This is a genomic window from Candidatus Dormiibacterota bacterium (assembly GCA_035544955.1).
In the GTDB taxonomy this organism is placed as follows: domain Bacteria; phylum Chloroflexota; class Dormibacteria; order CF-121; family CF-121; genus CF-13.
Genome location: DASZZN010000009.1, coordinates 133,815 through 156,853, shown reverse-complemented (window position 1 = coordinate 156,853; position 23,039 = coordinate 133,815). Strand labels below are relative to the sequence as shown.

Sequence of the window (23,039 nt, the reverse complement as noted above, 5' to 3'; positions counted from 1 at the left end):
GGTATCGTACGGCGGATGGCTCAGCAGCTCGTCTGCATCCCCACCTACAACGAGGCGGCCAATATTCTGCGGCTGGTCGAACGGGTGCACGAAGCGGCTCCAGACTCCGACGTGCTGGTCATCGACGACGCCTCCCCAGATGGGACCGGTGACCTGGTACGCGACCGGATCCTCAAAGACGCCCGGCTCGAGATCATGGCGCGCCCCGGCAAGCTCGGACTGGGGACCGCCTACATGGCCGGATTCGCCTTCGGCCTGCAGCATGGTTACAGGAGCGTGCTGACGATGGACTCGGACTTCTCCCACCCGCCCGATCGAATCCCGGCCCTGCTCGGCGAAGTCGAGCGCGGCGCGCATCTCGCGGTGGGCTCGCGCTATATCCCCGGCGGCGCCATCCAGGGATGGGCGCCCGGCCGCCGCATCCTCAGCGCGAGCGCGAACTTCGTGGCGCGGCAGCTGCTCCGACTTCATACGCACGATTGCACCGGCGGCTTTCGCTGCTACAGTCTTCGCGCGTTGCAGTTCCTCGTCACCCAACCCCTGCGATCGTCCGGGTACTCGGCGCTGATCGAGCTGCTCACCCGTTGCGAACGCGCCGGCCTGACGATCGTCGAAGTCCCGATCACGTTTACCGATCGCACCATGGGCGATTCGAAGATCTCGCGCCAGGAGATCTTTCGCGCCATGCTGACCGTGTTCCGACTCGCCGGGCGGCGCTCATGAGCCGCCGGCGCGTGATCCAGGCGGTGATCCTGCTCGTGATCGGCCTGCTCATCCTCTATGGACTGCTGCGGACGGTCCATCCCGACCAGGTCGTCACGGCGATCCGCGGCGCCAACCCCGGATGGATCGCCATTGGACTTACCGGATACCTGGCCTTCATCGTCATCCGCGGCTGGCGATGGCACGTCATCCTGCAGGCCTCCGCGCCGGCGGCGACCCTGGGCGACGCGACAGCGGTGACCGCAATCGGCTTCGCGCTCAACACCGTCTCGCCGTTCAAGCTCGGCGAGCTCTTGCGCATCGGGACGATCGCCCCCCGGGCGCGGATCGGCGTCGGCGAGGCGACGGCCACGGTCGTGCTCGAGCGCGTGCTCGATGTGCTCGCCTTGCTTGTCATCGCCGTCGCGGCCGCGGCGGTCGCGGGAGGAGGTTCCAACAGCTCCGGCCTCTGGAGCGGGGTGGTTGTGATCGCCCTGGCTTCGCTCGCCATCGGCGTGATCGCGTACCTGATGGTGACCTACCCGCACGCCACACTGAGCGTGATCGATCGCGTCGCAAGACGGCTGCCCGCCCGGGTCGGAACGTTCGTCGATCGCTTCGCGGCGTCGGTTCTCAGGGGGCTCGCCTCGCTCCGCTCGCCCGGACGGCTGGTGACGGCGGGACTGCTCAGTGTACTGACCTGGTTGTGCGTCGATGTCGGATTGATGGCGTGCTTTCGGGCCTTGTCGCCCCAGCTCTCCTTCCCCACGCTGGCCCTCGCCTGCACGATTTTCATCATCAGCCAGGCGATCAGCATCACCCCCGGGGCGGTCGGAACCTACGAGGGGTTTTTCCTGCTGGTGCTCACCACCTTCGGCGCAGGCCCGGCCGCGCTGGTCACGGCGGCGGCCGTCTTGAACCACGTCGGCAACATGGCGGTGTCGCTGCTGGCCGGCGCGGTCGGTGGCCTATGGCTTCGCGTCACGCGGCCGCCGGCCCTTCCAGTAGGGCTGGAGCGTCCCGTCCCGAGTTAGTACCGAGCGCAGCTCGAGCATCGCCGTGTAGGTCGGCAGGATGAAGAGCGTCTCCCCCGCCGGGGTCGCCTGAGCCGCCCGCTTGAGGGCATCACGCCAGTCGGTCACCACCTCGATCTGGTCGTCGGGCAGCTCGGCGTACTTGAGGCGCACGCGCAGGTCCAGCACCCGGTCGCCGCTCAGCACGATGTGCCACGCCGCCCCCTTGAGCTGCTCGAAGTCGACATCCCAGATCCAGGACACGTCCTGCCCATCGGCGATCCGGTCGTTGAGCGCAATCAAGAACGAGTGCGCCTTGCCGAACTGAATCGCGGTCCGCAGGACTTCGTTGAATCCGGTTGGGTTCTTCGCCAGCAGCAGGATCGCGGGGCGATCGTCGATGACCGTGCGCTCCATCCGGCCGAAGGCCGGCGTGAAGTCGCGCAGGGCGGCGGCGCTCTTCGCCAGCGGCACCTTCAGCGCTTTGGCGGCCGCCAGTGCCATGACGACGTTGTAGGCGTTGTAGAGGCCCGACAGCGGAACCTCGACGTCGGCGTCTTGCCGACCATCGGTGACCCGCAGGCGCATGCCGTCCATGCCGTCGATCGAGACCGAGGTGGCGCTGACGTCGGGCGTCGGCCGCGCGAAGTCGCCACGGGGGCAGCGATAGTGACCGACGTGCCCGAAGTACACGCCGTCGAAGATGAAGGGGCTGCCGCACCGTGGACAGAACTTGGCGTCGGCGCCATGGCTCAGCTCCGATTGCAGCAATGACGCATCGTCCAGGCTCGCATAGATGACGCGCGGCAAGCCGTCGCCGAGCGCGGCTACCATCGGGTCGTCGGCATTCAGGACCGCGGTCATCCCCTCGGGCCCCTGCGTGAGCGCTCGGCGGATGTGGGCGGCCGTCGTCTCCAGCTCGCCATAGCGGTCGAGCTGATCCCGAAAGAGGTTCGTGACGACGATCGTTCCGGGGGCGACTTCCTGGACGAGTCGAGGCAGGCTGGCCTCGTCGATCTCGAAGAGCCCGACGGTTGCCGGAAGATCCCCGGTCCAGCTCGCGCGGTTGATGATCGCCGCGGTGACGCCGAAGACCAGGTTGGCGCCGGCCTGGTTGGCGACGGTCGGATGACCCTGCGCCTCGAGGATGTGGCGGAGCAGCGCGGCGGTGGTCGTCTTGCCGTTGGTGCCCGTGATCACGATGGTGCCGTCGCTCAGCGCGCGCGAGAGTCTGGTCAGGATGGCCGGGTCGACCCAGCGTGAGACGTCGCCCGGGAGCGTGGTCCCACCGCCGCGGTGCAAGCCACGACTCAAGCCCCCCGTCAGCTTGCCGGCCCAGAGTGCCGCTGTACCCCGCGCCCCCAGTTTGGCGCGCATCAGGCGACAGCCGAAACCGGCCGGCACACCCAGGCCGGGTAGCCCAGCTTGCGTACCTCGGCCAGGGCGGCCTTCGCGTCGGAATTGCTGGTAAAGGTGCCAAACAGGGCAGCGCCGGTGCCGCTCATCGTCAGCCCCGGCACGGCAGGACGGAGTTGCGTCATTGCCTTCTCCAGGGCTGGGAACAGCGTGCGGCTCGCCGGCTCCAGGTCATTGCCAAACAGACTGATGTCTCCCCCACTCGGCAGTGCGGCGACGAGCCCCGGGGTCCGGTGCGCGCTTGGCACGCTGCCGTCGACGGCCTCGTAGACGGCTCGGGTAGGAATCTCCAGCGGCGGGCAGACGACCAGGAAGCGCCAGCTGGAGGGCGCGGCCGGCAACGGCACGACCGTCGATCCCAGGCCGGTCGCCCGGGCGGTACCGCCCGACAGCAAGAAGGGAACGTCCTGCCCGACGGCCGACGCAATCTGGACAAGTTCGGCCGGTTTGAGCTGCAGATCATAAAGAAGGTTGGCGGCCTTCAAGAATGCCGCCGCATCGGCACTGCCGCCGCCGAGCCCGGCACCCATCGGCAGGCGCTTGAACAGACGGATCGTGAAGGGCAGCGCGCGACTGACATGGCCTTCCAGCTCCCGGGCGGCCTTCAGCACCAGGTTCTCGCCGGCGATCATCGGTCCGACCACGTCGAAGACGCGACACTCCGTCCGCTCGATCCAGATCAGGTCATGCAGCGAGACGGTCTGCATCACCGAGTCGATATCGTGATACCCGTCGGGGCGGCGGCCGGTGACGTCGAGTGTCAGGTTGAGCTTCGCGTAAGCGGGCAGAATCAGCGCCACGTTGTCACGACTCTAATTCACCTTCCCCCGCTCGTGGAGGAAAGAACCGCCGTGCTCGGACGTTCTTGGGCACAGTGGCCAGACAGCACCGCTCGGGGCTCGGCGTGCTCTCGAGAACCGTTCCTGATTGGATGGTCGTCCTCGCGGTAGGCATCGTCGTCGCCGTCCTGCCCGGGTTCTTGATCCTGGAGGCGCCCCGCCTCGCCTGCGCCACGGCGAAGGAAGTCACCGCAGACCCCAATCACCCTGACAACCAGCTCACTGTCAGCAACGGCTCGATCGTCAGAGTGACCGTACCCAGAAGTGACTGGCCCTTCGGCACCTTTCCACAGGTTTCGAGCACCAACAATGGCGTCCTGGCAGCACAGCTGAACCCGTGCGGGGGCCAGCCCAGCCCCGATGCGGAGTTGTTCGACTTCAAGGCCGTGGCCGAAGGATCCGCACAGCTGCAAACGGTCGGACCCAGCGGTGGCAGCTTATTCGGCTTCGCGTATACCCCACAGGCGTGGGATGTGACCGTTGGCCCCGACTATGGCCTTTTCCTGTTGGTCGGGATCGAGGTGGCCGCCGCCGCGCTCGCGGTCGGCTTCATCTTTTATCGGCGCCGTCAGGAGCCAGAGCGTCCGGGGATCGCGCCGTCGTAATCGCGGCGAGCTAGCAACTCACGCCGCGGGCCTCCCGTTAATTCGCGTCAACGGGAGGCAACCGCAGCGTCCGGACTGGCCTCAGCGAACGGCGGCGAAGGTCGGGGCCGCTATGCGCAGCACCTGCATCCCCATGCGTTGCCACAATCGCAGAAGCACCGGCAGCAAATGGATAGTGGGCAGGTCATGCTGCACCACCACAGTGCACAAGCGATACAGGCTTGCGGACCCGCGAGACATGGCCAGAAGCAGTAGTCGCAGCACCCCATGATGCAGCCGAAGTCGATGTTGCAGCAGATCGAGCACCAGCCGGCTTCGGCGTCGACCGCCGCCGCGCCAACCGCGAGCGTCTCGGTGGCAGGGGCGGACGCACCGAACCTCCCTCGCTTGAGCAGTTTGCCGTTCACCGCGGCCGCGAGCAGTGAACCCTTCAAGTCGGAGGAGATCTCGTAAATCATCGCCTGGCCCTGGTAGCCGTCGCCCCGCGGTGTCTCGTAGTCGTACGACGCCAGGACACGATCACCGCTCAGCCATGCCGAGGCCAGCACCTGATGCCCGTCGGCAAGTGTGTACCTCGCGGTTCCCACGTGGGTGCCCTCGAGCTGGAAGCCCGCGGCAGCAGCCGCCGCGTGGGCCGAACCGCGCTCGCGATGGACAGCCAGGGCTGCATCGCGATGCGCCCCTTGCATCTCGGTCTTGCTGGTAACTGTGCCCCAGGTCCACGGAGGAACATCAGCGGCCCCCGGAACCTTGGGGCTTGGCGCCCCGCCCGATCGGCCCGAGTTCGCCAACGCAAACTCCGGAAAAATCTGTCCCGCCCAGCCCGCCACAGCGAGGCCGGCGGCCCCCGCAATCTTGATGAAGCGCCGTCGTGACAAAAAGCCGTTCATGCTCACTGGGTCACCCCCTTGAAGGCTGCCCGCCGGCTGCATTCGCTCGGCGGGGCAAGAAAGCAGTGGCCGCTGCAACGGCGGCCGCAACCACGAATTGACTTGCTATCGGCCAGGGTGCGATTCCCGGCTGGGTCAGGCCACTCGCGCCAATGCCCGCGAGCAGCGCAATGAGCGCGAGGTTCCTGGCGACCACCATCCAGGAGAGTTGTGTGCGCGCCCATCGGCCAAAGCAGCCACAATCCGGGCGCCGGCCTCGAGCCAGCGCGAGCGCGGCTCCGCCCGTCACCAGCACCAGGACAACCGCACTGAGCCCAATGCTGAGCTCGCCTCCCAGCCCGAGGATCAGGGCGACACCCGCCAGCAGCTCCGCCGACGGAATAGCCACCGCCGCCACGGGCACGATGGAGTTGGGAAGAATGTCGTACGCCCGGAGCCACTTTTCGCGTTCCGTGGCAACCATCTGAAGCTTGCCCGCTCCGGCAAGCACCAGCAGCGCCCCGATCAAGATCCTGAAGACGAATCCGATCAGCAACAACATCGTGAGAACCCTCCTCTGTGCAACATCACCTCGGGCCGATCGCGCGTGAACATACGACACCTCCTTCGGCTGCTCGGCTGCACCACCTCAGCAGTGCGTGCGTGTCGAACATAAGGTGGAAATCGAGGTCGCGGTACCCCCCGGACGGCGGGACTGTCCCGCGCCAACCGGAGGGGGCCAACCGGAGGGTGCTGTGAGTTAGAGCAGGTTGAGCCGGGCCGCCGCCGCAACCGCCTCTGCGCGGTTGCGCGCGTTCAGGTGGAACAGGAGGTTCTCCACGTAGCCCTTGACGGTGTTTTCGCTGATCCGAAGGCGGTTGGCGATCATCGTGTTCGAGTACCCTTCGGCGACCAGGTGTAGCACCTCGCGCTCGCGTCGCGACAGCCGGATCGCGGGATCGCCATTCGGTGACGACACCACCTCAGCGGTTTCGGCGTGGCTTCCCTCCACGGCGGCGGGCACAAGCCGGATCCGCCACGCGGCGATCAGGCAGACGGCGATCATGCCCAGCAGCAGGACGGAGTTCACGATGCCGGGGCCGTCGAACACATGGCCGAAGAGCGGCAGGCCGAGCCCATGGGCCGCCAGGGCGGAGACCACAAAGATCCCCAGCGACAGAATCGCGCCGATAGCCCCGAAGTAGAAGATCGCCTCAATCGTTCCCATCGAGTAACCGCCGAGCGGCTGGCTGGCGCCAACGTGGGATGCGTAGAGGCCCACGAACATGAAGCAGAACAGCTGGTCGACGATCACCACCGCGAGCGTGATTCGCCGCTGCCAGCGTGCGGTCGCCCGCGCCAGCGCCACCATGACCGTCGCGTTCCAGACGCTGGCGGCCGCCAGGACGGCGAGGATGAGCCCGGCCACGTTCGGCGTCAGCATCACGCCCGCCGCGATCACGGCGATCAAGATCCAGCGCAACGCCACGCCTTGGTGTAGCTTCCGCCGGACTTGCTCGGCCGTCGGCAGCGGGATGATCTCCGCAAAGGTGACGATGGACGCGGCCGCCCGCAGGACGATCACAGCAGTCCAGTCCGGATTGCCGATGCCACCGCCTCGGCGCGGTTGCGGGCCTTCAGCTGGGTCAGCAGGCGTTCAACGCAGGCCTTGACCCTTCGCTCACTCAGCCCGAGCCGGCCGGCGATCATCGCGTTCGAGCAACCCTCGGCGAGCATATGCAGCACATCCTGCTCCTGTCCGGAAAGGCCCGGCCGAGGCGGCGCCGCGGTACTGCGGACTGTGCGCTCACTCGGGACCGCATCGCCTGCCGCGTTACCAATCACCTGGCTGACCGCAGCGAGACAGGTCCCGATCAGGATCACGATCATCGTAGAACCGAAAATGCCCTCCGGGTCAAAAGGGCCTCGCCCCAGGACGGTGGCGGCGGCCTGGGCAACGACGACACCGGTCAAGAAAATGCCGCTGGAGAGGACGGCGCCGGCCACCCCGAAGAACGCGACCGCCTCGATCATCCCGGGCACGTACGCCGCCACCTGGCGGCTGTCCGGCGCGACGTTGTAGAGGCCGAGGAAGGTGAAGCAGAAGAGCTGATCGACGACCGTCGTGATCAGCGCGATTCGGGGCAGACCTTCATCGGGGGCGCGCATCGCAGATCCCATCACGAGGCCGTTGTAGATCACGGCCGCCAGGATCTCCGCGGTCAGGAGGTTCGGCACCCGCGGGCCCAGCAATCCAGCCAGCCCAGCGAAGGCGACCGCCACCCAGCGCAGGATCACCCCGAGCCGGATCAGGGCCCGCATCTGCGCCGCGTTGAGGCGTGGAGTCAGGACGCCCAACGTGCCCGCCTGCCCGACCACGGCACAGTCCCCTCCCTCCTTGGGTAAGTCTAGAACTTAATAGTTGGTAGGTCTGGTCCTTAGACACGTGACCGATCACGCCGGATGACCGACAGCAGGATGCCGACTTCCTCGCTGCGAAGCAGGGCCTCCACCCCGAAGTAGGTTGCGCCCGCGAGCACGACCGCGACGAGTGTCGCCACCAGCGGTCGCAGGCCGCCCTGCACGGAACCGCCGGCCATGACGTAGGCCACGCCCGCGACGACCACGGCCATGGGAACCACGCCGACGACCGCGCGGCGGGCGGTGTGAAGAATCTGGCGGCCTTCGAGTCCGCCCAGGCGGCCGCGCAACGCGCGCCCGAGCAGGATCGCATTCAGCGTGGCCGCGATCGAGGTCCCGAGCGCCAGGCCGCCCTGCGCCAGCAGATGGACCAGCACAATATTGGTTGCGAGGTTGACGCCGATGACGACCAGTGAAATCCGCAGCGGCGTGATCACGTCCTGTAGCGCGTAAAACACCCGGACCAGGAGCGCCGTCGCCGCCTGTCCCGCAAGCCCGAGGCTGAAGAACGTCAGCGCGAAGGCCGTTTGCCGCACGGAATCCGGTCCGAACTGACCACGCTCGAAGAGTGCGGCCGTGATCGGCACGCCGAGCAGCGCCAGGCCGACCGACGCCGGCACCAGCACAAAGATGTTCAACCGCAGCGCTAACGAGGTGCGGTGCCGGATCGACTCGATCGCCCCCAGCGCCGCGTCTCGTGCGAGGAAGGGGAAGAGCACGAACGCCAGCGCCTGCGAGAAGGTACCGAGTGGTAGTTGGGCCATGGTGTCGGCATAGCGGAGCGCCGCGACGCGGCCATGCGGCAGCGAGGTCCCCAGGATGGTGTCGACGAACACGTTGACCTGTGCGGCCGCGAGGCCAAGCGCGATCGGAAACATCAGCCGGCCAACTTTTCGAACGCCGGGATCGTCCAGGCCCAGGGCCGTGGTCGGGCGCCACCCGGTCCGCCACAACGCCGGCAGCTGGACGCCGAAATGCAGCATGGCGCCGGCGACGACCCCGATGGCGAGTGCGGTGACGCCGTAACGCGGCGCGAAGAACGCCGCCGCCACGATGATGGCGCCGTTATAAAAGAGCGGAGCCAGCGCCTGGGCGAAGAAGCGTTGATAGGCGGTCAGGATGCCGATCACCATGCCGCCCGCGCCGAGGAAGATCGGCTGGAGCAAGAGGATCCGGGTCAGCCCGACGATGACCTCGTGATCGTGCGGGCTGTATCCGAACGCGATCAGCGAAACATAGAAGGGCGCGACGATGAACAGGATGGCTGCGCCGACGGTAAGGATGACGATCGCCGAGTTGAGGACCCGTTCGGCAATCTCGAGCGCGCGCTGGCGCTGCCCCTTTGCCAGGTGCTCGCTGAGGACCGGAATGAACGCCGAGCTGATGGCACCAGCCAGCAAGAGATTGAAGAGCAGGTCCGGCACACCAAAGGCGACCCGGTAGTCATCGATCTGGTGGCTGGTCCCGAAGATATTGGCGATGACCAGTTCGCGAACCGCGCCCAGGACGCGGCTAAGGCCGTAGGCGACCAGGATCAGCGTCGCGGCTGACGCGATGCGCCGCCGCTCGCTAGACATCGGTGGTCATTGTAGTTGTGCGATCTCGCGTATAATCACCGCTCGCATGGCGAATACCCAATCGGCGAAGAAGCGCGTGCGCGCCTCCCTGAGGAAGCGCGACCGAAACCGCTCGACCCGCTCGGCGGTCAAGACCCTGGTGTCGCGTGCGCGGCGACCCGCGCTGCCGGAGGCGGCCAGCCTGACCAGTGAGGAAGTCCGCCGCGCGATCAGCGCGCTCGACAAGGCTGCCGAGAAGGGCGTCCTGCATGCCAACAATGCCTCCCGTCGCAAGGCCCGGCTGATGAGTGCGCTGGCGAAGCTCGCGCCATCCGCCGGCAAGCCTGCCCCGGCGAAGGCATCGGCCAGGGCCGCGGCCCCCGCGGCGACCGCCGCGAAGAAAGCCACTGCCAAGCCGGCGCCGAAGCCGGCAAAAACGAAAGCCTAGCTTCTCACCCGGCGTGGCTCTCCCTCGTCTCGCTCGATTGACTTTCGCCCAACCAGTGCGAACATAGGTCCATGAAGCGAGGACCCGCCGTCCTGCTCGCTGCCGGCGTCCTCGTTCTGCTCGCCAGCATCCCGGCGGCCGAGCTGGTCCGCCCGGCCCACCCCGTGGCGGCGCCGCGGGCCGTCCTGGCAATCGCACCGCCGGCGCCGTCACCAACCGCGCTGGCCACGACCCAACCGTCGGACGCCCCCCAGCGGAATGCCGCGGCAGCGGTCGCGGCGGCTGCTCCCGCGACGGCGGTAATCGCCCTCATCTCCATCCCTCGGATCGGCATCCGCAACGCGCCCATCTACGACCGGGGTACGGATGCCAAGGGGGTCATGCTGATCGCCCCGGGCTATTCGGTGACGCGCTACGCGTTTTCGGCGACGTTCGGGAGCGGCAATACGTTCCTCTACGGCCACGACGACATCCAGGGCAATATCTTTGGCCACCTTTATGACCTGGCGCCTGGCGATATCATCCAGGTCACTGTCGGTGGCGCCACGCAGGTCTACCGGGTTACCGGCCATCAGATCGTGCCGCCCACGGCAGTCGGCATCCTCGCCCCTACCCCCGACGTACGCTTGACGATCATGACCTGCTGGCCCTTCAACGTCGATACCAAGCGCTGGGTCGTGACTGCGGTTCCGGCCTAACTCCGCCACGTTTAGTACTGACGGTGCCACTCGGAGTGACTTCCCACAACTAGACGCAGACTACTTGACAACCCGAAAGGCCGGGATACACTCAGTGCTGAGCAAGGTAACGCTGCGTTTCGGAAATTCGCGAGGGGGTCTCACGGGAAGGGCGTACGACTGATTTCGGACCTGTCTATTCGTCGTTTCGCGTCAAGAAGGAGGAAGAGGATGGGGTTCCCTGGTTACTGTCGGTCTATTCGCGCCTCATTGGCGTACGTTGGAATGGCGGCCGCGACCGCCTCGGCGCTCGTCGGGCTCCAGAGCGGTGTGGCATTCGCGGCCGACGCGATCACGGTTACCGCAGGCAGCGACACGGCCATTACCGTGCTCGAGGGCGACTCGACCGGGTCAAAGCAAGTCGCGACGTTTACCGATAGCGGCAACCCGCCGATTGTGATAGGGGCGGCGCCCCGCATCTCGTGCGACGGCGTAGCGCAGGCCAGATACAGCGCGACCATCGATTGGTCTGGCGACGGCACGGTCACGGGTGCGGGGACCGTCCGTTGCACAGACACCGAGGGAACCTGGGCGGTTTGGGGTGCGCACACCTACCCGGACTCAGGCACATTCCACATCAACGTCACGGTTACCGACACGGCCGATACCCCGCACGTTAGTGGCAGCGCCACGAACACCGCCGCCGTCACCGTGGCGGATGCGGCCCTCTCCTGGGATGGTGACAACTCCACGCGCGGCACCTACAGCGCCGTGGAAGGCAAGAGCATCACGGTAGCGGTTGACTTTTTCGAGGACAGAAACTCCGAGTCGTCGGCTCGTGACACATCGATCACCGGGACGATCGATTGGGGCGACGGTACGGCGTTGCAAACCGTGCAGTCGACAGCCCCTTCGGATATCTGCGAGTGCAGTTCTAATGACGCTGAGGTCAGTGCTTCGCACGTGTACGATGCGGGCAGTCCTGCAGGTACGAGCTACCTCATCAAAGTGACCGCCAAGGATGACGGAGGCGCCACCTCCACCCGCACGTTCGATGCAAGCATTTCGGACGGCAAGCTGACAGCCGACGCCAACAAGAGCCTCACCGCGACCGCCAGCGCCGCGTTTACCAGCGTGCTCGGCAGCTTTACGGATGAAGCAGGCGCGCAGGCCGCCGCCGGCGACTTTTCCGCGATGATCAGCTGGGGCGACAACGCGCTCTACCCGGGCACGGTGACCAAGACGGCGAGCGGCGCGTTTAGCGTTAGCGGGACGCACACGTACGCGTCAGCCGGATCCAAGTCCATCACGGCCACCGTGACGGATCATGAAGGCAGCACCGTGATGTTGCACGCAACGGTGACCGTGGGTGCGGCCCCGATTGTTCTTCCGGCAACCGGTCAACCGCATCCGACCCAACCGGCTGTTCCCGTGATTCCGCTGGCGCTGCTGATCCTTAGCCTGGCGAGCCTGGCCGTCGGCGGCCGGATCCTGGCGAAGATGCCGCGCTAGTCGACGCTGAGACAAAAAGGCCACTCCCACTGGAGTGGCCTTTCTTTTTTCCTCCGGGACATCAGCGAGCGGTGCTGAGTACCTGCTCGAGGATGAAGCCCTCGACCGCCAGCCGGGCATCGAGCTCGCCAAGCTTGATCTGCTCCTCGATGCGCAGGAGATCGTGGAACCCGCGGTCGAGCTCCGCCGCCGAGTAGTCGGCGGCCTGGCGAAAGGCCTTCTCGACGACGAACGGATGGTCAGACATCCTGGCTTGCAAATCCGCCAGGCTGCCGCCCCGGTCGCGGACGGCGCGCGCCTGCAGCAGCCGGCGCCAGTGGCTCACCAGGGTGTAGAGCAGCCAGGTCGGTTCGCGTCCGGCATCCAGGAGCGACTGCAAGACACCGGCGACCTCGCCCGGACGGCCGCTCGCCAGCGCGTCCGTGAGCGCGAAGATTTCTTCTTCGCGACTGTCGCTCACCAGCGCGCGCACGGCCGCATCGTCGATGCGCGTCGACGGCGAGGCGTAGAGCGCGAGCTTCACGATCTCCTGGTCGAGCAGCCGCAGGTCCGGCTGCGACCGCTCGAGCAGCAGCCGCACCGCGCCCGGCGTGATCGTCAGGCCACGCTCCTCGGCGAGCTTGCGGACCCAGCCGGCGCGATCGGATCGCCGCGGCGGCTCATGGCGCTGGATCCGGGCGCGCTTGTCCCGCTCCATCGCGGCCACCACCTTATAGATCGGGTTGCCGGGTGTCACGAGCACGTGCGCCACCAGCACCAGGTGCGTCGTATCGGGGATCCCCTCCAGGTAGGCGGCGGCGCGCTCCGTCCCTGCACCCTTGTCGCGCTTGCCGGCCAGAAGGCCCCAGTCGCGCAGGACCAGGACCCGCAGCACATCGATGAATGGCAGCGTGCCGGCCTTCTCGGCGAAGGCATCGGCATTGAGGGCGTCCGCCTGGATGTCTTCGTAGTTGAATTCCAGCGTCAACCCGGTGCGCAAGGGCAGCAGGAGATCGCGCGTCGCGCGGTCGACGAGGTAGCTCTCGCTGCCGTGGATCAGGGTGATCACGCCGGCACAAACACGCGGTCGATCTTCGCCGCCATGTAGAAGTCGCTCTCCGTCAGCCCATCGATCTTGTGCGTCCAGAGGTAGACGCGAACTTCCCCCCAGCGCACATACAGGTCAGGGTGATGGTTCTCCGCCTCAGCGACGGGACTGATCCGGTTGACGAAGTCGACCGCCTCGACCCAGTTCTTGACCTTGAACGACTTGATCAGCTTCTTGTCGTCTTCGACCTGCCAGCCCTCGAGCTGCTCCGAAAGCGGCGCGATCTGGGCATGGGTCAGCGGCGGCGTGCCGCCACGGCACGGGATGCATTTCTGATCGGCAAGATTCGCCGCCACTCAGTTCTCCCGGTGCTCGACTTTGGCAATCGTCTCGCGCTCCGCCTCGTCGGGGCCGGTTTCGAGCCAGGCATCGACGATTTCCTTCGCCACCGCCTCGGGTGTTGACCGAAGGCTCATCGCCAGCACGTTGGCGTCATTCCACTTTCGTGCGCCCCTGGCCGTCTCGGCGTCGTTGCAGAGCGCCGCACGGACGCCCGCAATCTTGTTGGCGGCAATCGACACGCCGGTCCCGGTCCAGCAGAACAGCACGCCCTGCTGACAGGCGCCCGAGGCCACCCGTTCCCCGACCTCCCGGCTGACGTCTACCCAGTCCAGCGGGCGGTCGTTCAGCGGACCGTGCAGCTCGACGTCGACGCCGACCCGGCGCAGGTGGTCGACGACGGCATCGGTGATGTGCGTCCGCTCGTCGCTTCCCACCGCGATCTTCATGCCCACGCCCAGAATAGTCCCCACCCTGCCTTCCCCAGGGGGGAAATCTCCGCTGAGCAACGGGGTGGGGCATTTCCGCGTTATTCCCCCGTGCTCGTGAACCGACTCAGGCGGCTGCCGGCTTGGGGCTCGTGGCTGCCGGCCGTCTTTCTGGCCGTGGCCGGCGTGCTCGCGCTGCGCAACGTCGCGGGCGTGGTGCGCTTCGCGATGAACCGCGCGCTGGAGGGCGACTTCGCCCAGTACTACTTCTTTGCCCGAATCGGCATCGACCACAGCTGGGGATCGCTCTACAACCTCACCGTCCAGCGCGAGGAATGGCGTGCGCTGGCGTCCGCCTTTTTCTATCCCGCCGTCTATACCCCGGTGCTGGCCTGGTTCGTCGCGCCCTTCGCGGCGCTGCCGTTTGCGCCCGCCTACGCGCTCTGGAACGTCCTGTTGATCGCGGCGCTCCTCGTCACATGGTGGCTGACCGTGCCGCCCGAAAGTCGGCTCGTCCGCTTCGGCCACCTCGCGCTTGCTGGGGCGCTGCCCGGGGTCGCCTTCGGGTTCCTGCTCGGCCAGGTTGTGATCGTGGTGGCCGCCGTGATCGCGATTTCCTGGTGGCTGGCGCGGCACAACCGCCCGATCGCCGCCGGGGTGGTCCTGTCCGTGATCGCCCTCAAACCGCAGCTCGCGCTGATCGTGCCGATCGCGCTGCTGGTCGCCGGCCGGCGGCGCTTGTTCCTCGGCTGGCTCGCCGGCTCAGTGGTCATGTTGATCGCCGCGCTGGCAACGCTTGGCACGACCGGCCTGCAGACGTACGCGTCTCGTCTGGTTGAAACGGCCCACGACCTCGGGCCGTCGATGGTCTACCCGCAGCTCACGCTGCCCGGATTGTTCGGGAACGGGTGGGCAGCCGCGCTCGTCGACGGGCTGGTGATCGCGCTGACGTTGGTGCTGGCGTGGCGACGGCGTGAGTCCGGTTTGGAGTTCCCCTTCGCGGCCGGACTGTGTGCCTCGATGCTGGTCGCCACCTTCCTGCATGCCCAGGACGTGGCCGTCTTGCTTCCGGCCGCATGGCTATGGCTGCGCACGGCGCCACCGGCCGTTGAGCGCGTGCTCGGGCTGACCGGCTTTTTGGCCGCCCTGGTGCTGACCACCCCGCTGCCGTTGTTGCTGGTGCTCGCCGGTTGGCTGGCCTCGGACCGAGGCGTTGTCCTGGGCGCTAGCCGCCGATCTGGCTCATCGTCTTCGATGGCCTGACGAAGTCCGCCTGCCCGATCTTGTGGCCTTCTTCTTTCTGCCAGACCGCGGCCGCGACGAAGTCGCGAATGTCCTGGTCCGATGCGCCACCTCGCAACAGCGCCTTGACGTCATGCTCCTGGATCGAAAACAGGCAGGTCCGCAAGTGGCCCTCGGCCGTCAGCCGGATGCGATTGCAGACTTTGCAAAACGCATCGCTGACCGAGGGGATGACGCCGATCCCGCCCTGGCTGCCGTCCCGGAACTTGAATCGCGTGGCAGGCGCCGGCTTCTGATCGGGCACCGGCTCGAGCGGAAACTCGCGGTCGATCGCCTCGATGATGTCGCGGCTCGCGACGACGCTCTCCATCGACCAGATGCCGTCGGCATCGAGCGGCATGAATTCGATGAATCGGACTTCGTAGCCCTCGCGACGGGCGAGGCTGGCAAAGTCCAGGATCTCGTCGTCGTTGCGGCCGCGCATCACGACCATGTTGAGCTTGATCGGGCTGAACCCGGCCTCACGCGCGGCCGTCAGGCCGCGAAGGACCCGGTCGAGCGCGTCGCGGCGGGCCAGGTCTTTGAACCGATCCGAGTGCAGCGTGTCGAGGCTGACATTGAGGCGCTTGAGCCCGGCGGCCTTGAGCGCCGTGGCTTTCTCTTCGAGCAAGATGCCGTTCGTCGTCATCGCGATATCGAGCGATGGATCGATCGCGGCGATCATGGCAGTCAGGTCCTCGATGCCCTTGCGCACGAGCGGCTCGCCACCCGTCAGCCGGATGGTGCGCACGCCGCACCGATCGACCAGGACGCGCGTGACGCGCACGATCTCTTCGAAGCTGAGCACCTCGTCGCGCGCCAGCCAGGGCAGGCCGGCCGCTGGCATGCAATAGACGCAGCGGAAGTTGCACCGGTCGGTGACCGAGATGCGCAGGTCATCAGCCACCCGCCCGAAGGTATCGCGGAGATGCAGAACAGGATTCGGGCTGGGCACCAACCTAGTATATGGGGCGTGAAATTAGGGGTCATGCCGCCGTTCACACCCATGGAGGCGAAGGTCCAGTCCGAGCTGCCCCGCGGCGATGCCTGGCAGTACGAGCCGAAGTGGGACGGCTTCCGGGCGGTCGCCTTCAAGGACGGGGACGAGGTCGTCATCCACAGCCGCAATGCCAAGCCGTTGACCCGTTACTTCCCCGAGCTGGTGCCGGCATTGCAGAAGATCAAGCCGAAGCGCGTGGTCCTCGACGGCGAGATCGTGATCTTCACCGGCTATGGCACTGATTTCGAGGCCATGCAGCTCCGGATTCACCCCGCCGCGTCCCGGGTGAACATGCTGGCAAAGGAACAGCCGTCGACCTACATCGCCTTCGACTTGCTCGCCGACGGCGACGAGAGCCTGCTGGACAGACCGCTGAGAGAACGGCGCCAGCGGCTCGAGAAACTGCTCGGGGCCAAGCCAGAGTCGATCTACCTCAGCCCCGTGTCCCGCGATCGCGACGTCGCGATCAGCTGGCTGAGAGAATATCGCGGAACCGGGCTCGACGGCATTGTCGCGAAGCGCATCGAGGGCATCTACAAACCGGGCGAGCGCGCCATGATCAAGGTCAAGGAGCAACGCACGGCGGACGTTGTCGTCGGTGGGTTTCGTTGGGGCAACGACGGCAAGCGTGTCGGGTCGCTCTTGCTCGGCGTCTATCGCGGCAAGACCTTCGAGTTCATTGGGCACACCTCGGGATTCGACGACGCGCAGCGACGCGACCTGGTCGCGATGCTGCAGCCGTTGCGCGACGAGACCAGTTTTGCGGGCGGCCGGGCGCCGGGCGGACCGAGTCGCTGGTCGCAGGGCCGCGACCTTGCCTGGGAGCCGTTGCGCCCCGAACTCGTGTGCGAAGTCGCCTTCGACCGACTGGAGAACGGTCGCTTCCGTCACGGCGTCGGCTTCGTTCGCTGGCGGCCCGACAAGAATCCGACGTCCTGCACCCTGGCCCAGCTCAAGGCCGAGGCGTCGGTGGAGCTGAAAAAGCTATTCGCATAGGCAAGATCGCGCTCCTGTTAATGTTGATATCAGATTATGCTACAATTTAGGGCTGACGTTCATCGATTCAGACCACCCTGGTCGGGCCACCAGGAACGAGGTCGGCCGAAAGGACGACCGAAGGAGTAACGCAATGATGCTTGATTTGAAGCAGGTCGATCTGAAGCAGGTACGCGACGAGGTCGCCGACCGGGTCGGCCGGGCCGCGAAAGAACTGACGAGCGGCGCCGGAAATGCGGCCCGCGAGCTCGCCGCCACGGCGGAGGAATCGCTGAATACGCAAATTCGCAAGCAGACCCGCGCGGCGAGCCGCCGCGTGTCGGGGCGTGGCGGTCCGTCGCGGCTGGCCGTCCTGGCCGGGGCCGCCGCCGGCGCGGTCGCCGTCTACTTTTTTGATCCGCAGCACGGACGCGCCCGACGGACGCAATTCGTCGATTGGTCCGGTGCGCGACTTCGTAGAGGGTGGCGGGCGCTCAACCAGCTGGGAGCGCGGACCGGCTCGAACGCTGCCGCGTTTCCCCAGAGGATGGTGAGCCTGCGATCTGGCCCGCGCCCGGCCGACGACCTCACCTTGCGGGACCGCGTGGAGAGTGAAGTCTTTCGTAACGGCGACCTGCCGAAGGGTCAGATCACCCTCGACGTCGAGTCGGGCGTCGTGACGATCCGCGGCCAGGTCGAGAACGCGTTCCAGATTGCGAGCGTGGAGAAGGCCGTGTTGAAAGTCCCGGGCGTCGTCGGGGTCGAGAACCTGCTCCACGTCGACGGCACTCCGGCCCCCAATACGGCGCGAGCGCGCGAGAACGCCGGCTAGATTCGAGAGCGAGTTGAGCGGTCGGTCCCCCCGGCCGGCCGCTTTTTTTCATGCATGTCTACACTCCATTGGTGGGCACCGGAACGGCGGATCTGCCGATCCGGATCCCGGCCGGAGCCCTCGTCCTGCTGATCGGTCCGTCTGGATCGGGGAAATCGGCCTTCGCCGCGCGGCGCTTCGATGCCAGTGCGGTCATCTCATCCGATCGGCTGCGCGGCCTTCTCGCCGGTGATGAGGCCGACCAACGGGCAACGGATGCCGCCTTCAAGCGGCTCGATCGCTGGGTTGACGCGCGGCTCGAGGCGGGCGCCCTGGCGGTGGTCGACGCCACAAACCTCGACTGGATGCGGCGGGGTGAGCTCGTCGGCCGGGCGCGCAAGCACGGCCGCCCTTCGGTCGCGATTGCCTTCGACTTGCCGCTCGACCTGTGCCTGGAAAGGAACGCGGCACGACAGCGCCGCGTCCGCGCCGGTACCATCCGGCGGCAACACGATGAGCTGCGGCAGAGCCTCGACCGATTGGACCTGGAAGGCTTCCATGTTGTCCATGTCCTGCGAAGCGATGCCGAGGTCAATCGCGTCGCGGTACAAATAGAAAAAGGCCCGGCGGCCCGGGCCCTTTCTCGTGACGACTAACTAATCGCGTTCGCCGCAGGCGGTGGCTACCGTGCCGATGGCGGTGCGCAGGCCGGCCAACTGGGCCGGCCAGTTGACATTGCGCAGATCGCTCAATTCGCCCACATCCTCAATGCCGTTGCCCTTGAGGGCTTGCAGGGCAGCGATCGCCGCCTGGCAGGCCGCGCTGGGTTGCGGGACGCACGCGGTACGGGCGGCCAATAGGGCGGCTCGCCACTGCCACTTGTCCGCCGCGTCTTCGGCTTTATCCGCTTCGACGGCACTCGCCGGCTGCTGGGCGGCGGCTCGTTCCGCCTTGTCTTCGGCGGCGTCCGCCTGACGCAGCGCCTTCAGATTGTTGATCGCGTTCTGGCAGTCAGTCGAGACCGTGATCTTGGGCGCAGGCTTGGCGGCCACCACCGATTTCTGAACCGCCTCGGTGCTTCCCTCGGGGGTCGCCGTCTTTTCGGCAGCCGAAGCGAGGTCGCGATCGGTTTTCGTCACGGTCGTCGCCGCGGCGACCAGGCTCACAAGGCTGCCCTGCACCTGATGGGTCGCCCGATTCCCGGCGTTGGCCGTCAGCGTTGCCAGGGCGAGGGCCGCGATCGCCCCCAGAATGATCGTCTTTGTTCGCACGATTCGTCCTCCTTGCGGGGTAGTCGCCTTCTACAACGGCGGAGGTCCAGCTCGCTTACGGGCCCATAGCAATTTTCGAACGTGCGTTTGGTCGCTAGGCTCGCTTGCGGAGTCCCTCGGGCCTCAAGATCGTGATGAGCCCGCCATCCTGCTTGATGTCGCCATGGGCCACGAAGCGCTGCAGGGCGCGATTCACGTTTTCCCGACTGGCCGAGACCATCGAAGCCAGGGTGCGCTGCGAGAGCCGCAGATCGATGCGGATGCCGTCCGGTGTCTTGCGTCCATGGGATTGACCCAGGTCGAGGAGCTTTCGCGCGACGCGCCCGCCGATATCCAGGAACGCGATCTCGGCCAGGCTCTCGTCGACCTGCTGCACGTACCGGGCAAGCGCCCGCATCAGGTGCCGGCTCAACGCCGGATACTGGTCCAGAAACGCGAGAAGGGGGTCCTTGGCCACGCTGACGCATTCGGTGAGTTCCATTGCCTGGGCGTCGGCCGTCCGAGCCGCATCGTCCGACAGGAGCGCGATCTCGCCGAAGGAGTCGCCCGGCACGAGGATGGCGTAGACCGCCTCTTCCCCACCTCGACCCATCCGCGAAATCTTGACCTGCCCACGCCGGATGACATACAGGGCATTTCCGACGTCACCTTCTCGAAAGATGTAGCTGCCCTTCCGGAAGGTGCGCGACGTTGCGGCGGGCGCAAGCGCCTCGACATCCTGCCGCGGCATGCCGCTGAACAGGGTGGAGTCAGCCAGGACCGCGACCAGGTCCATGGCGAAATGATATGGCGTCGACGGAGGGCAGTCCCGTGGACCACCCTCCCCACGATCCTTCTCTACTCCGCCGCTCTACTCAGTACCTCGGTACTGTTCAGGGCTTCCGCGCTGTTCAGGGCTTCCGCACTGTTCAGGGCTTCGGCACTGTTCAGGGCTTCCGCACTGTTCAGGGCTTCGGCACTGTTCAGGGCTTCCGCACTGTTCAGGGCTTCCGCGCTGTTCAGGGCTTCCGCGCTGTTCAGGGCCTCCGCGCTGTTCAGGGCCTGCGCGCTGCCCAGGGCCTGCGCGCTGTTCAGGGCCTGCGCGCTGTTGCTAACCCGGGACGCGGCCTGCTGTTCCGGTACCGCACCGGCTCGAACGGCCTGGTCGCCGGCTCCGGTTCGCAACTGCTGCTTCTCCGCTGCGCTCAGGTCGAATCCGCGAACGGCGCCTTCCAGGTCGGTCTGCAAGCGGCTCCGGAACTGGGCATCGCTCGATGCTTTCCGCAATACCTCCTCGAGGGCCTCTTCGCTCATGTGTTCACCTCCTTTTCGGGATTATGCGACGAACGCGCTAAGGATGCACGAGGGGCGTCGCCTCGGCGGCGTCGTGAGTCACTCTTTGCCTGTGTCGTTTGACACAGCCTCGGGCGGGCGCCCATCGAGAAACTCCATGCGAACCGGCTCGGCCCTCGGCTTGCAGACGCCGCAAAACAGCGCGTCCTCGACCGCGAGGCCGTACAGTGTCCCGTCCGCCGGGTAGACCTCGAGGACAAACGCCTGCAGCTTGGCGTCCTGCCGGCACACCGCTCGTCCGCAGAACCGGCAGGTTCCATTCGCGGGGGCCGCGCAGATCCAGCATTGCATCAGGCAGCACCTGCCACCGAATGGCCGCGTGGGACCCGGGCATCCGCGATGCCGGCGAGTTGCGCGTCGAGTTCGAGGTACCGACCCAGCAGGTCGCGAAAGTCTTGACGCTCCAACCTCCAGGCCGACCCGTCGCTCTTCGCACGGATTGTCGCTGTCCTCGGCTGGTCGCGAAGCAGGGCAATCTCACCGAAATAGTCGCCGGGACCGAGCACGGAGATACGCCGCGACCGTCCGTTCGCCCGGGCAAGGACGTCGACCTGGCCCTCGCGAATGATGTAGAAGGCGTCGCCCGAATCGCCTTGCCGCATTACCGTGTCGCCATGATGAAAGCCGTGAACCACGAGCTTGACGGCCAGCAGGTCCAGCTGGCGGGGTGTCGCCTCACTGAACAGAGGAACCGCCCGTAAGCGCTCCCGCTCCTGCAGGGCTTTGCGCACCTGGCTTTCCCAGGCGACGACGCCGCCCAGCTCGTTCCAGAAGGCTCGCTGCTCGAAAACCAGCAGCCTCATGGGCGTCACGGCTTTGACGCTTGCCTGGCGGATGCCACTGCCAAGGAGAGCCCGCTCGCCGAAGAAGTCGCCGGCTCCCTTTCGTTCGACCATGGTATCGTCGCCCGCCTCGCGCACCAGGACCACGGCCTCACCCTGGGCGATAACAAAGAACTCGTCACCGCGCTCGCCCTGGCGCACGATCGTGCCGCCCTCTGCCACATCGCGGATGCCGGCCGCCTTTGCGAGGCGTTCCATGGACGCGGCCGGCAGCGTTCGCAGAAAGCCGAGGCCCTGCAGGAGCCGGAGCCGGTCCCGCACCCGAAGGGCCTGGAGCGCTTGCCGGGCCGCCGCCGGTGCCTGCCTGATCGCCCGCTGGTAGCGCCAGAGCTGCCGTCCCAGCCGGATACCGAGGGGAACCGCGACCACGGCAATGACGACGACCAGCACCAGCTTCGCCAGCAGGCCGGGCGTGGCCCAGAGCGGGCGCAAGATCGGTCTCAACCGGCGTCCCCACCAGAAGAAGGCCAGATAGATGGATAAGAACGAGTAGACAGCACAGAGGGAACCGAAGACCGCGTAGAACGCCTCCCTCCGGTTCAGGCGCTTGCGGTCGAGCAGCCGATGCCAGAGCGGACCGCGGACGAAATTCAGCGCTTTCTGCCGAAGGCCGGGGGTTTCAACCCACTCTTCGAGGATCCAGTAGCCGTCCAGCAAGAGCAGCGGCATCAGGTTCACCAGATTGTTGATGTAGGCGGCGACCGCGATCTTGAAGAGGACGGTCATCACCAGGGCCGGTCCCGGGACGAACGCGACCAGCAGCGAGCACAGCCCGGCAAGGACGAAGCCGGAGTACGGCCCGGCCCAGAAGATGGCGACGCGGCGGTACCAGGGCTCCAGCCAGGCGTCGGTGACATTGACGTAGAAGGCCGGAATGAAGTAGTAGAGCATGAAGCCGCCTTCATCCACTCGCCGTCCGAAGTGCTTGGCGGTCGCGGCATGGGCGGTCTCGTGGACGAAGACGACGACGTAGAAGGCGAGCACCAATCCGATCAAGCCGGCGACACCCGAGTTGGCGATCGGCGCAAAGGGATCATGGCCGGCCCGGATCTCGGCGACGAACGCGACCAACCCGCTGACGGCGATCGCTACTGTCAGCGCCAGCGCCGGTCGGGTGAAAATCCATCGGAGGCGGTCGTGCAGCCGCCCAACGACCGGATCGATCCCGCGGAGTGGCAGGCGGAGGCGCAACGCCGTACCCTCCCATCGACCACCCCGCTTCGGCGGCGCTTCGGGTTGCAGCCGGCCCTTGAGTGTCTGGTAGACATCGGACGGGGGATCCACCAGAAATCCGGCATGCCGCAGGTCGGCCACCAGGGTGGCAATCCGGTCGAAACCGAACCGGCCGAAGCGGCGGAAATACTCGATGACGAGATCAGAAACCCGGCGGCTCCCGTCCATGCGGCTGGCCAGAAAGTCGTCGTGCGGACCTAATCGCAAGTAGAGCCGCGGCCGGTCCGCCAGTATGGTGTACGGGGCGCCACGCCGGCTCTTGAGGCGCGCCCAGGTCAAATCCCCACGCAGCCGCGGCCGGTAGCTCGCGACCGACACAGCTTCCGAGACTTGGTCCCAGACTGACGCCATTGTCTCCTCCCCCGATGCTCCGCCGCCTACCGGCCGATGATGACCCTCAGGTCACCCACCGTCAAGGGACAGTGTCAAACGACACAGCTCG

At 66.6% G+C, this 23,039-nt stretch carries 25 protein-coding genes and 1 pseudogene; 10 read left to right on the top strand and 16 right to left on the bottom strand.

The window, feature by feature from the left end; genetic code table 11:
- Positions 1-15: 15 nt before the first annotated feature.
- Positions 16-723, top strand: coding sequence for a polyprenol monophosphomannose synthase (locus tag VHK65_03255; protein ID HVS05165.1), 708 nt, complete (start codon positions 16-18; stop codon positions 721-723).
- On the top strand, positions 720-1,736 hold the full coding sequence (locus VHK65_03250) for a lysylphosphatidylglycerol synthase transmembrane domain-containing protein (protein ID HVS05164.1): 1,017 nt from the start codon (positions 720-722) through the stop codon (positions 1,734-1,736). Before VHK65_03255 ends, VHK65_03250 begins: the two co-directional genes overlap by 4 nt.
- Here the strand turns inward: VHK65_03250 and VHK65_03245 are convergent.
- Complete coding sequence (locus VHK65_03245) at positions 1,671-3,092, bottom strand: Mur ligase family protein (protein ID HVS05163.1); 1,422 nt, start codon at positions 3,090-3,092, stop codon at positions 1,671-1,673. The two genes, VHK65_03250 and VHK65_03245, sit on opposite strands and share 66 nt — an antisense overlap.
- Entirely contained in the window at positions 3,092-3,931 is an 840-nt protein-coding gene (ispE, locus tag VHK65_03240) for a 4-(cytidine 5'-diphospho)-2-C-methyl-D-erythritol kinase (protein HVS05162.1), read from the bottom strand. The genes VHK65_03245 and ispE overlap by 1 nt, the downstream gene beginning before the upstream one ends.
- 74 nt (positions 3,932-4,005) lie before the next feature.
- Here ispE and VHK65_03235 point away from each other — a divergent pair, with 74 nt between their 5' ends.
- Complete coding sequence (locus VHK65_03235) at positions 4,006-4,575, top strand: hypothetical protein (GenBank protein HVS05161.1); 570 nt, start codon at positions 4,006-4,008, stop codon at positions 4,573-4,575.
- Positions 4,576-4,685: 110 nt separating this feature from the next.
- Here the strand turns inward: VHK65_03235 and VHK65_03230 are convergent, their stop codons facing one another.
- The 5 genes from VHK65_03230 to murJ all read right to left on the bottom strand — a co-directional run bounded on the left by VHK65_03230 (position 4,686) and on the right by murJ (position 9,442).
- Complete coding sequence (locus tag VHK65_03230) at positions 4,686-5,471, bottom strand: twin-arginine translocation signal domain-containing protein (protein HVS05160.1); 786 nt, start codon at positions 5,469-5,471, stop codon at positions 4,686-4,688.
- Between the two features lie 4 nt (positions 5,472-5,475).
- Positions 5,476-6,006, bottom strand: coding sequence for a MauE/DoxX family redox-associated membrane protein (locus VHK65_03225; protein HVS05159.1), 531 nt, complete (start codon positions 6,004-6,006; stop codon positions 5,476-5,478).
- Between the two features lie 198 nt (positions 6,007-6,204).
- Positions 6,205-7,029 (bottom strand): LuxR C-terminal-related transcriptional regulator, encoded by an 825-nt coding sequence (locus VHK65_03220; protein HVS05158.1) that lies wholly within the window; start codon positions 7,027-7,029, stop codon positions 6,205-6,207.
- Positions 7,026-7,823: a helix-turn-helix transcriptional regulator gene (locus VHK65_03215; GenBank protein ID HVS05157.1), complete on the bottom strand. Its 798-nt coding sequence runs from the start codon at positions 7,821-7,823 to the stop codon at positions 7,026-7,028. Before VHK65_03215 ends, VHK65_03220 begins: the two co-directional genes overlap by 4 nt.
- Positions 7,824-7,882: 59 nt before the next feature.
- A complete protein-coding gene (murJ, locus tag VHK65_03210; protein HVS05156.1) occupies positions 7,883-9,442 on the bottom strand; it encodes a murein biosynthesis integral membrane protein MurJ in 1,560 nt (519 codons plus the stop codon).
- A 46-nt stretch (positions 9,443-9,488) separates the two neighbouring features.
- On the opposite strand from murJ, the pseudogene rpsT reads away from it, so the two are divergent.
- The 3 genes and pseudogenes from rpsT (at position 9,489) to VHK65_03195 (ending at position 12,058) form a co-directional block, all read left to right on the top strand.
- Positions 9,489-9,725: pseudogene (gene rpsT, locus VHK65_03205) on the top strand (30S ribosomal protein S20).
- A 215-nt stretch (positions 9,726-9,940) separates the two neighbouring features.
- A complete protein-coding gene (locus tag VHK65_03200) occupies positions 9,941-10,567 on the top strand; it encodes a sortase (GenBank protein HVS05155.1) in 627 nt (208 codons plus the stop codon).
- 249 nt (positions 10,568-10,816) lie between these two features.
- Complete coding sequence (locus tag VHK65_03195) at positions 10,817-12,058, top strand: hypothetical protein (protein ID HVS05154.1); 1,242 nt, start codon at positions 10,817-10,819, stop codon at positions 12,056-12,058.
- A 61-nt stretch (positions 12,059-12,119) separates the two neighbouring features.
- On the opposite strand, the gene holA is transcribed toward VHK65_03195, so the two are convergent.
- Genes holA through VHK65_03180 form a run of 3 tightly spaced genes read right to left on the bottom strand, consistent with a single transcriptional unit; the run spans position 12,120 to position 13,897 of the window.
- Positions 12,120-13,106, bottom strand: coding sequence for a DNA polymerase III subunit delta (gene holA / locus VHK65_03190; protein HVS05153.1), 987 nt, complete (start codon positions 13,104-13,106; stop codon positions 12,120-12,122).
- Positions 13,103-13,441 (bottom strand): 4a-hydroxytetrahydrobiopterin dehydratase, encoded by a 339-nt coding sequence (locus VHK65_03185; GenBank protein HVS05152.1) that lies wholly within the window; start codon positions 13,439-13,441, stop codon positions 13,103-13,105. The genes holA and VHK65_03185 overlap by 4 nt, the downstream gene beginning before the upstream one ends.
- Entirely contained in the window at positions 13,442-13,897 is a 456-nt protein-coding gene (locus VHK65_03180; protein HVS05151.1) for an RpiB/LacA/LacB family sugar-phosphate isomerase, read from the bottom strand. It lies immediately after the preceding gene.
- A gap of 66 nt (positions 13,898-13,963) precedes the next feature.
- On the opposite strand from VHK65_03180, the gene VHK65_03175 reads away from it, so the two are divergent.
- Positions 13,964-15,115: a glycosyltransferase family 87 protein gene (locus VHK65_03175; GenBank protein HVS05150.1), complete on the top strand. Its 1,152-nt coding sequence runs from the start codon at positions 13,964-13,966 to the stop codon at positions 15,113-15,115.
- Here the strand turns inward: VHK65_03175 and moaA are convergent.
- Positions 15,078-16,088 (bottom strand): GTP 3',8-cyclase MoaA, encoded by a 1,011-nt coding sequence (moaA, locus tag VHK65_03170; GenBank protein ID HVS05149.1) that lies wholly within the window; start codon positions 16,086-16,088, stop codon positions 15,078-15,080. The two genes, VHK65_03175 and moaA, sit on opposite strands and share 38 nt — an antisense overlap.
- Positions 16,089-16,106: 18 nt before the next feature.
- Here moaA and VHK65_03165 point away from each other — a divergent pair, with 18 nt between their 5' ends.
- The 3 genes from VHK65_03165 to VHK65_03155 all read left to right on the top strand — a co-directional run bounded on the left by VHK65_03165 (position 16,107) and on the right by VHK65_03155 (position 18,575).
- Positions 16,107-17,129 carry an ATP-dependent DNA ligase gene (locus tag VHK65_03165; GenBank protein ID HVS05148.1) on the top strand — a complete coding sequence of 341 codons (1,023 nt, stop codon included), beginning with the start codon at positions 16,107-16,109 and terminating at the stop codon, positions 17,127-17,129.
- Positions 17,130-17,262: 133 nt separating this feature from the next.
- Entirely contained in the window at positions 17,263-17,940 is a 678-nt protein-coding gene (locus VHK65_03160) for a BON domain-containing protein (protein HVS05147.1), read from the top strand.
- Between the two features lie 71 nt (positions 17,941-18,011).
- Entirely contained in the window at positions 18,012-18,575 is a 564-nt protein-coding gene (locus tag VHK65_03155; protein HVS05146.1) for an AAA family ATPase, read from the top strand.
- Here the strand turns inward: VHK65_03155 and VHK65_03150 are convergent, their stop codons facing one another.
- The 5 genes from VHK65_03150 to VHK65_03130 all read right to left on the bottom strand — a co-directional run bounded on the left by VHK65_03150 (position 18,576) and on the right by VHK65_03130 (position 22,948).
- Positions 18,576-19,190: a hypothetical protein gene (locus VHK65_03150; protein ID HVS05145.1), complete on the bottom strand. Its 615-nt coding sequence runs from the start codon at positions 19,188-19,190 to the stop codon at positions 18,576-18,578.
- Positions 19,191-19,284: 94 nt separating this feature from the next.
- Positions 19,285-19,965: a Crp/Fnr family transcriptional regulator gene (locus tag VHK65_03145; protein HVS05144.1), complete on the bottom strand. Its 681-nt coding sequence runs from the start codon at positions 19,963-19,965 to the stop codon at positions 19,285-19,287.
- A 62-nt stretch (positions 19,966-20,027) separates the two neighbouring features.
- Positions 20,028-20,483, bottom strand: a complete 456-nt coding sequence (locus VHK65_03140) for an Os1348 family NHLP clan protein (GenBank protein HVS05143.1) — start codon at positions 20,481-20,483, stop codon at positions 20,028-20,030.
- 78 nt (positions 20,484-20,561) lie between these two features.
- Positions 20,562-20,753 carry a hypothetical protein gene (locus VHK65_03135; GenBank protein ID HVS05142.1) on the bottom strand — a complete coding sequence of 64 codons (192 nt, stop codon included), beginning with the start codon at positions 20,751-20,753 and terminating at the stop codon, positions 20,562-20,564.
- Positions 20,754-20,812: 59 nt separating this feature from the next.
- On the bottom strand, positions 20,813-22,948 hold the full coding sequence (locus tag VHK65_03130; protein HVS05141.1) for a cyclic nucleotide-binding domain-containing protein: 2,136 nt from the start codon (positions 22,946-22,948) through the stop codon (positions 20,813-20,815).
- Between the last annotated feature and the right edge of the window lie 91 nt (positions 22,949-23,039).

Excerpts from the sequence above, each read along its gene's own strand:
- VHK65_03255 (HVS05165.1), top strand. The coding sequence starts at position 16 with ATGGCTCAGCAGCTCGTCTGCATCCCCACCTACAACGAGGCGGCCAAT.
- VHK65_03250 (HVS05164.1), top strand. The coding sequence starts at position 720 with ATGAGCCGCCGGCGCGTGATCCAGGCGGTGATCCTGCTCGTGATCGGC.
- VHK65_03245 (HVS05163.1), bottom strand. The coding sequence starts at position 3,092 with ATGCGCGCCAAACTGGGGGCGCGGGGTACAGCGGCACTCTGGGCCGGC.
- VHK65_03225 (HVS05159.1), bottom strand. The coding sequence starts at position 6,006 with ATGTTGTTGCTGATCGGATTCGTCTTCAGGATCTTGATCGGGGCGCTG.
- murJ (HVS05156.1), bottom strand. The coding sequence starts at position 9,442 with ATGTCTAGCGAGCGGCGGCGCATCGCGTCAGCCGCGACGCTGATCCTG.
- VHK65_03200 (HVS05155.1), top strand. The coding sequence starts at position 9,941 with ATGAAGCGAGGACCCGCCGTCCTGCTCGCTGCCGGCGTCCTCGTTCTG.
- VHK65_03160 (HVS05147.1), top strand. The coding sequence starts at position 17,263 with ATGATGCTTGATTTGAAGCAGGTCGATCTGAAGCAGGTACGCGACGAG.
- VHK65_03145 (HVS05144.1), bottom strand. The coding sequence starts at position 19,965 with ATGGACCTGGTCGCGGTCCTGGCTGACTCCACCCTGTTCAGCGGCATG.
- VHK65_03140 (HVS05143.1), bottom strand. The coding sequence starts at position 20,483 with ATGAGCGAAGAGGCCCTCGAGGAGGTATTGCGGAAAGCATCGAGCGAT.
- VHK65_03130 (HVS05141.1), bottom strand. The coding sequence starts at position 22,948 with ATGGCGTCAGTCTGGGACCAAGTCTCGGAAGCTGTGTCGGTCGCGAGC.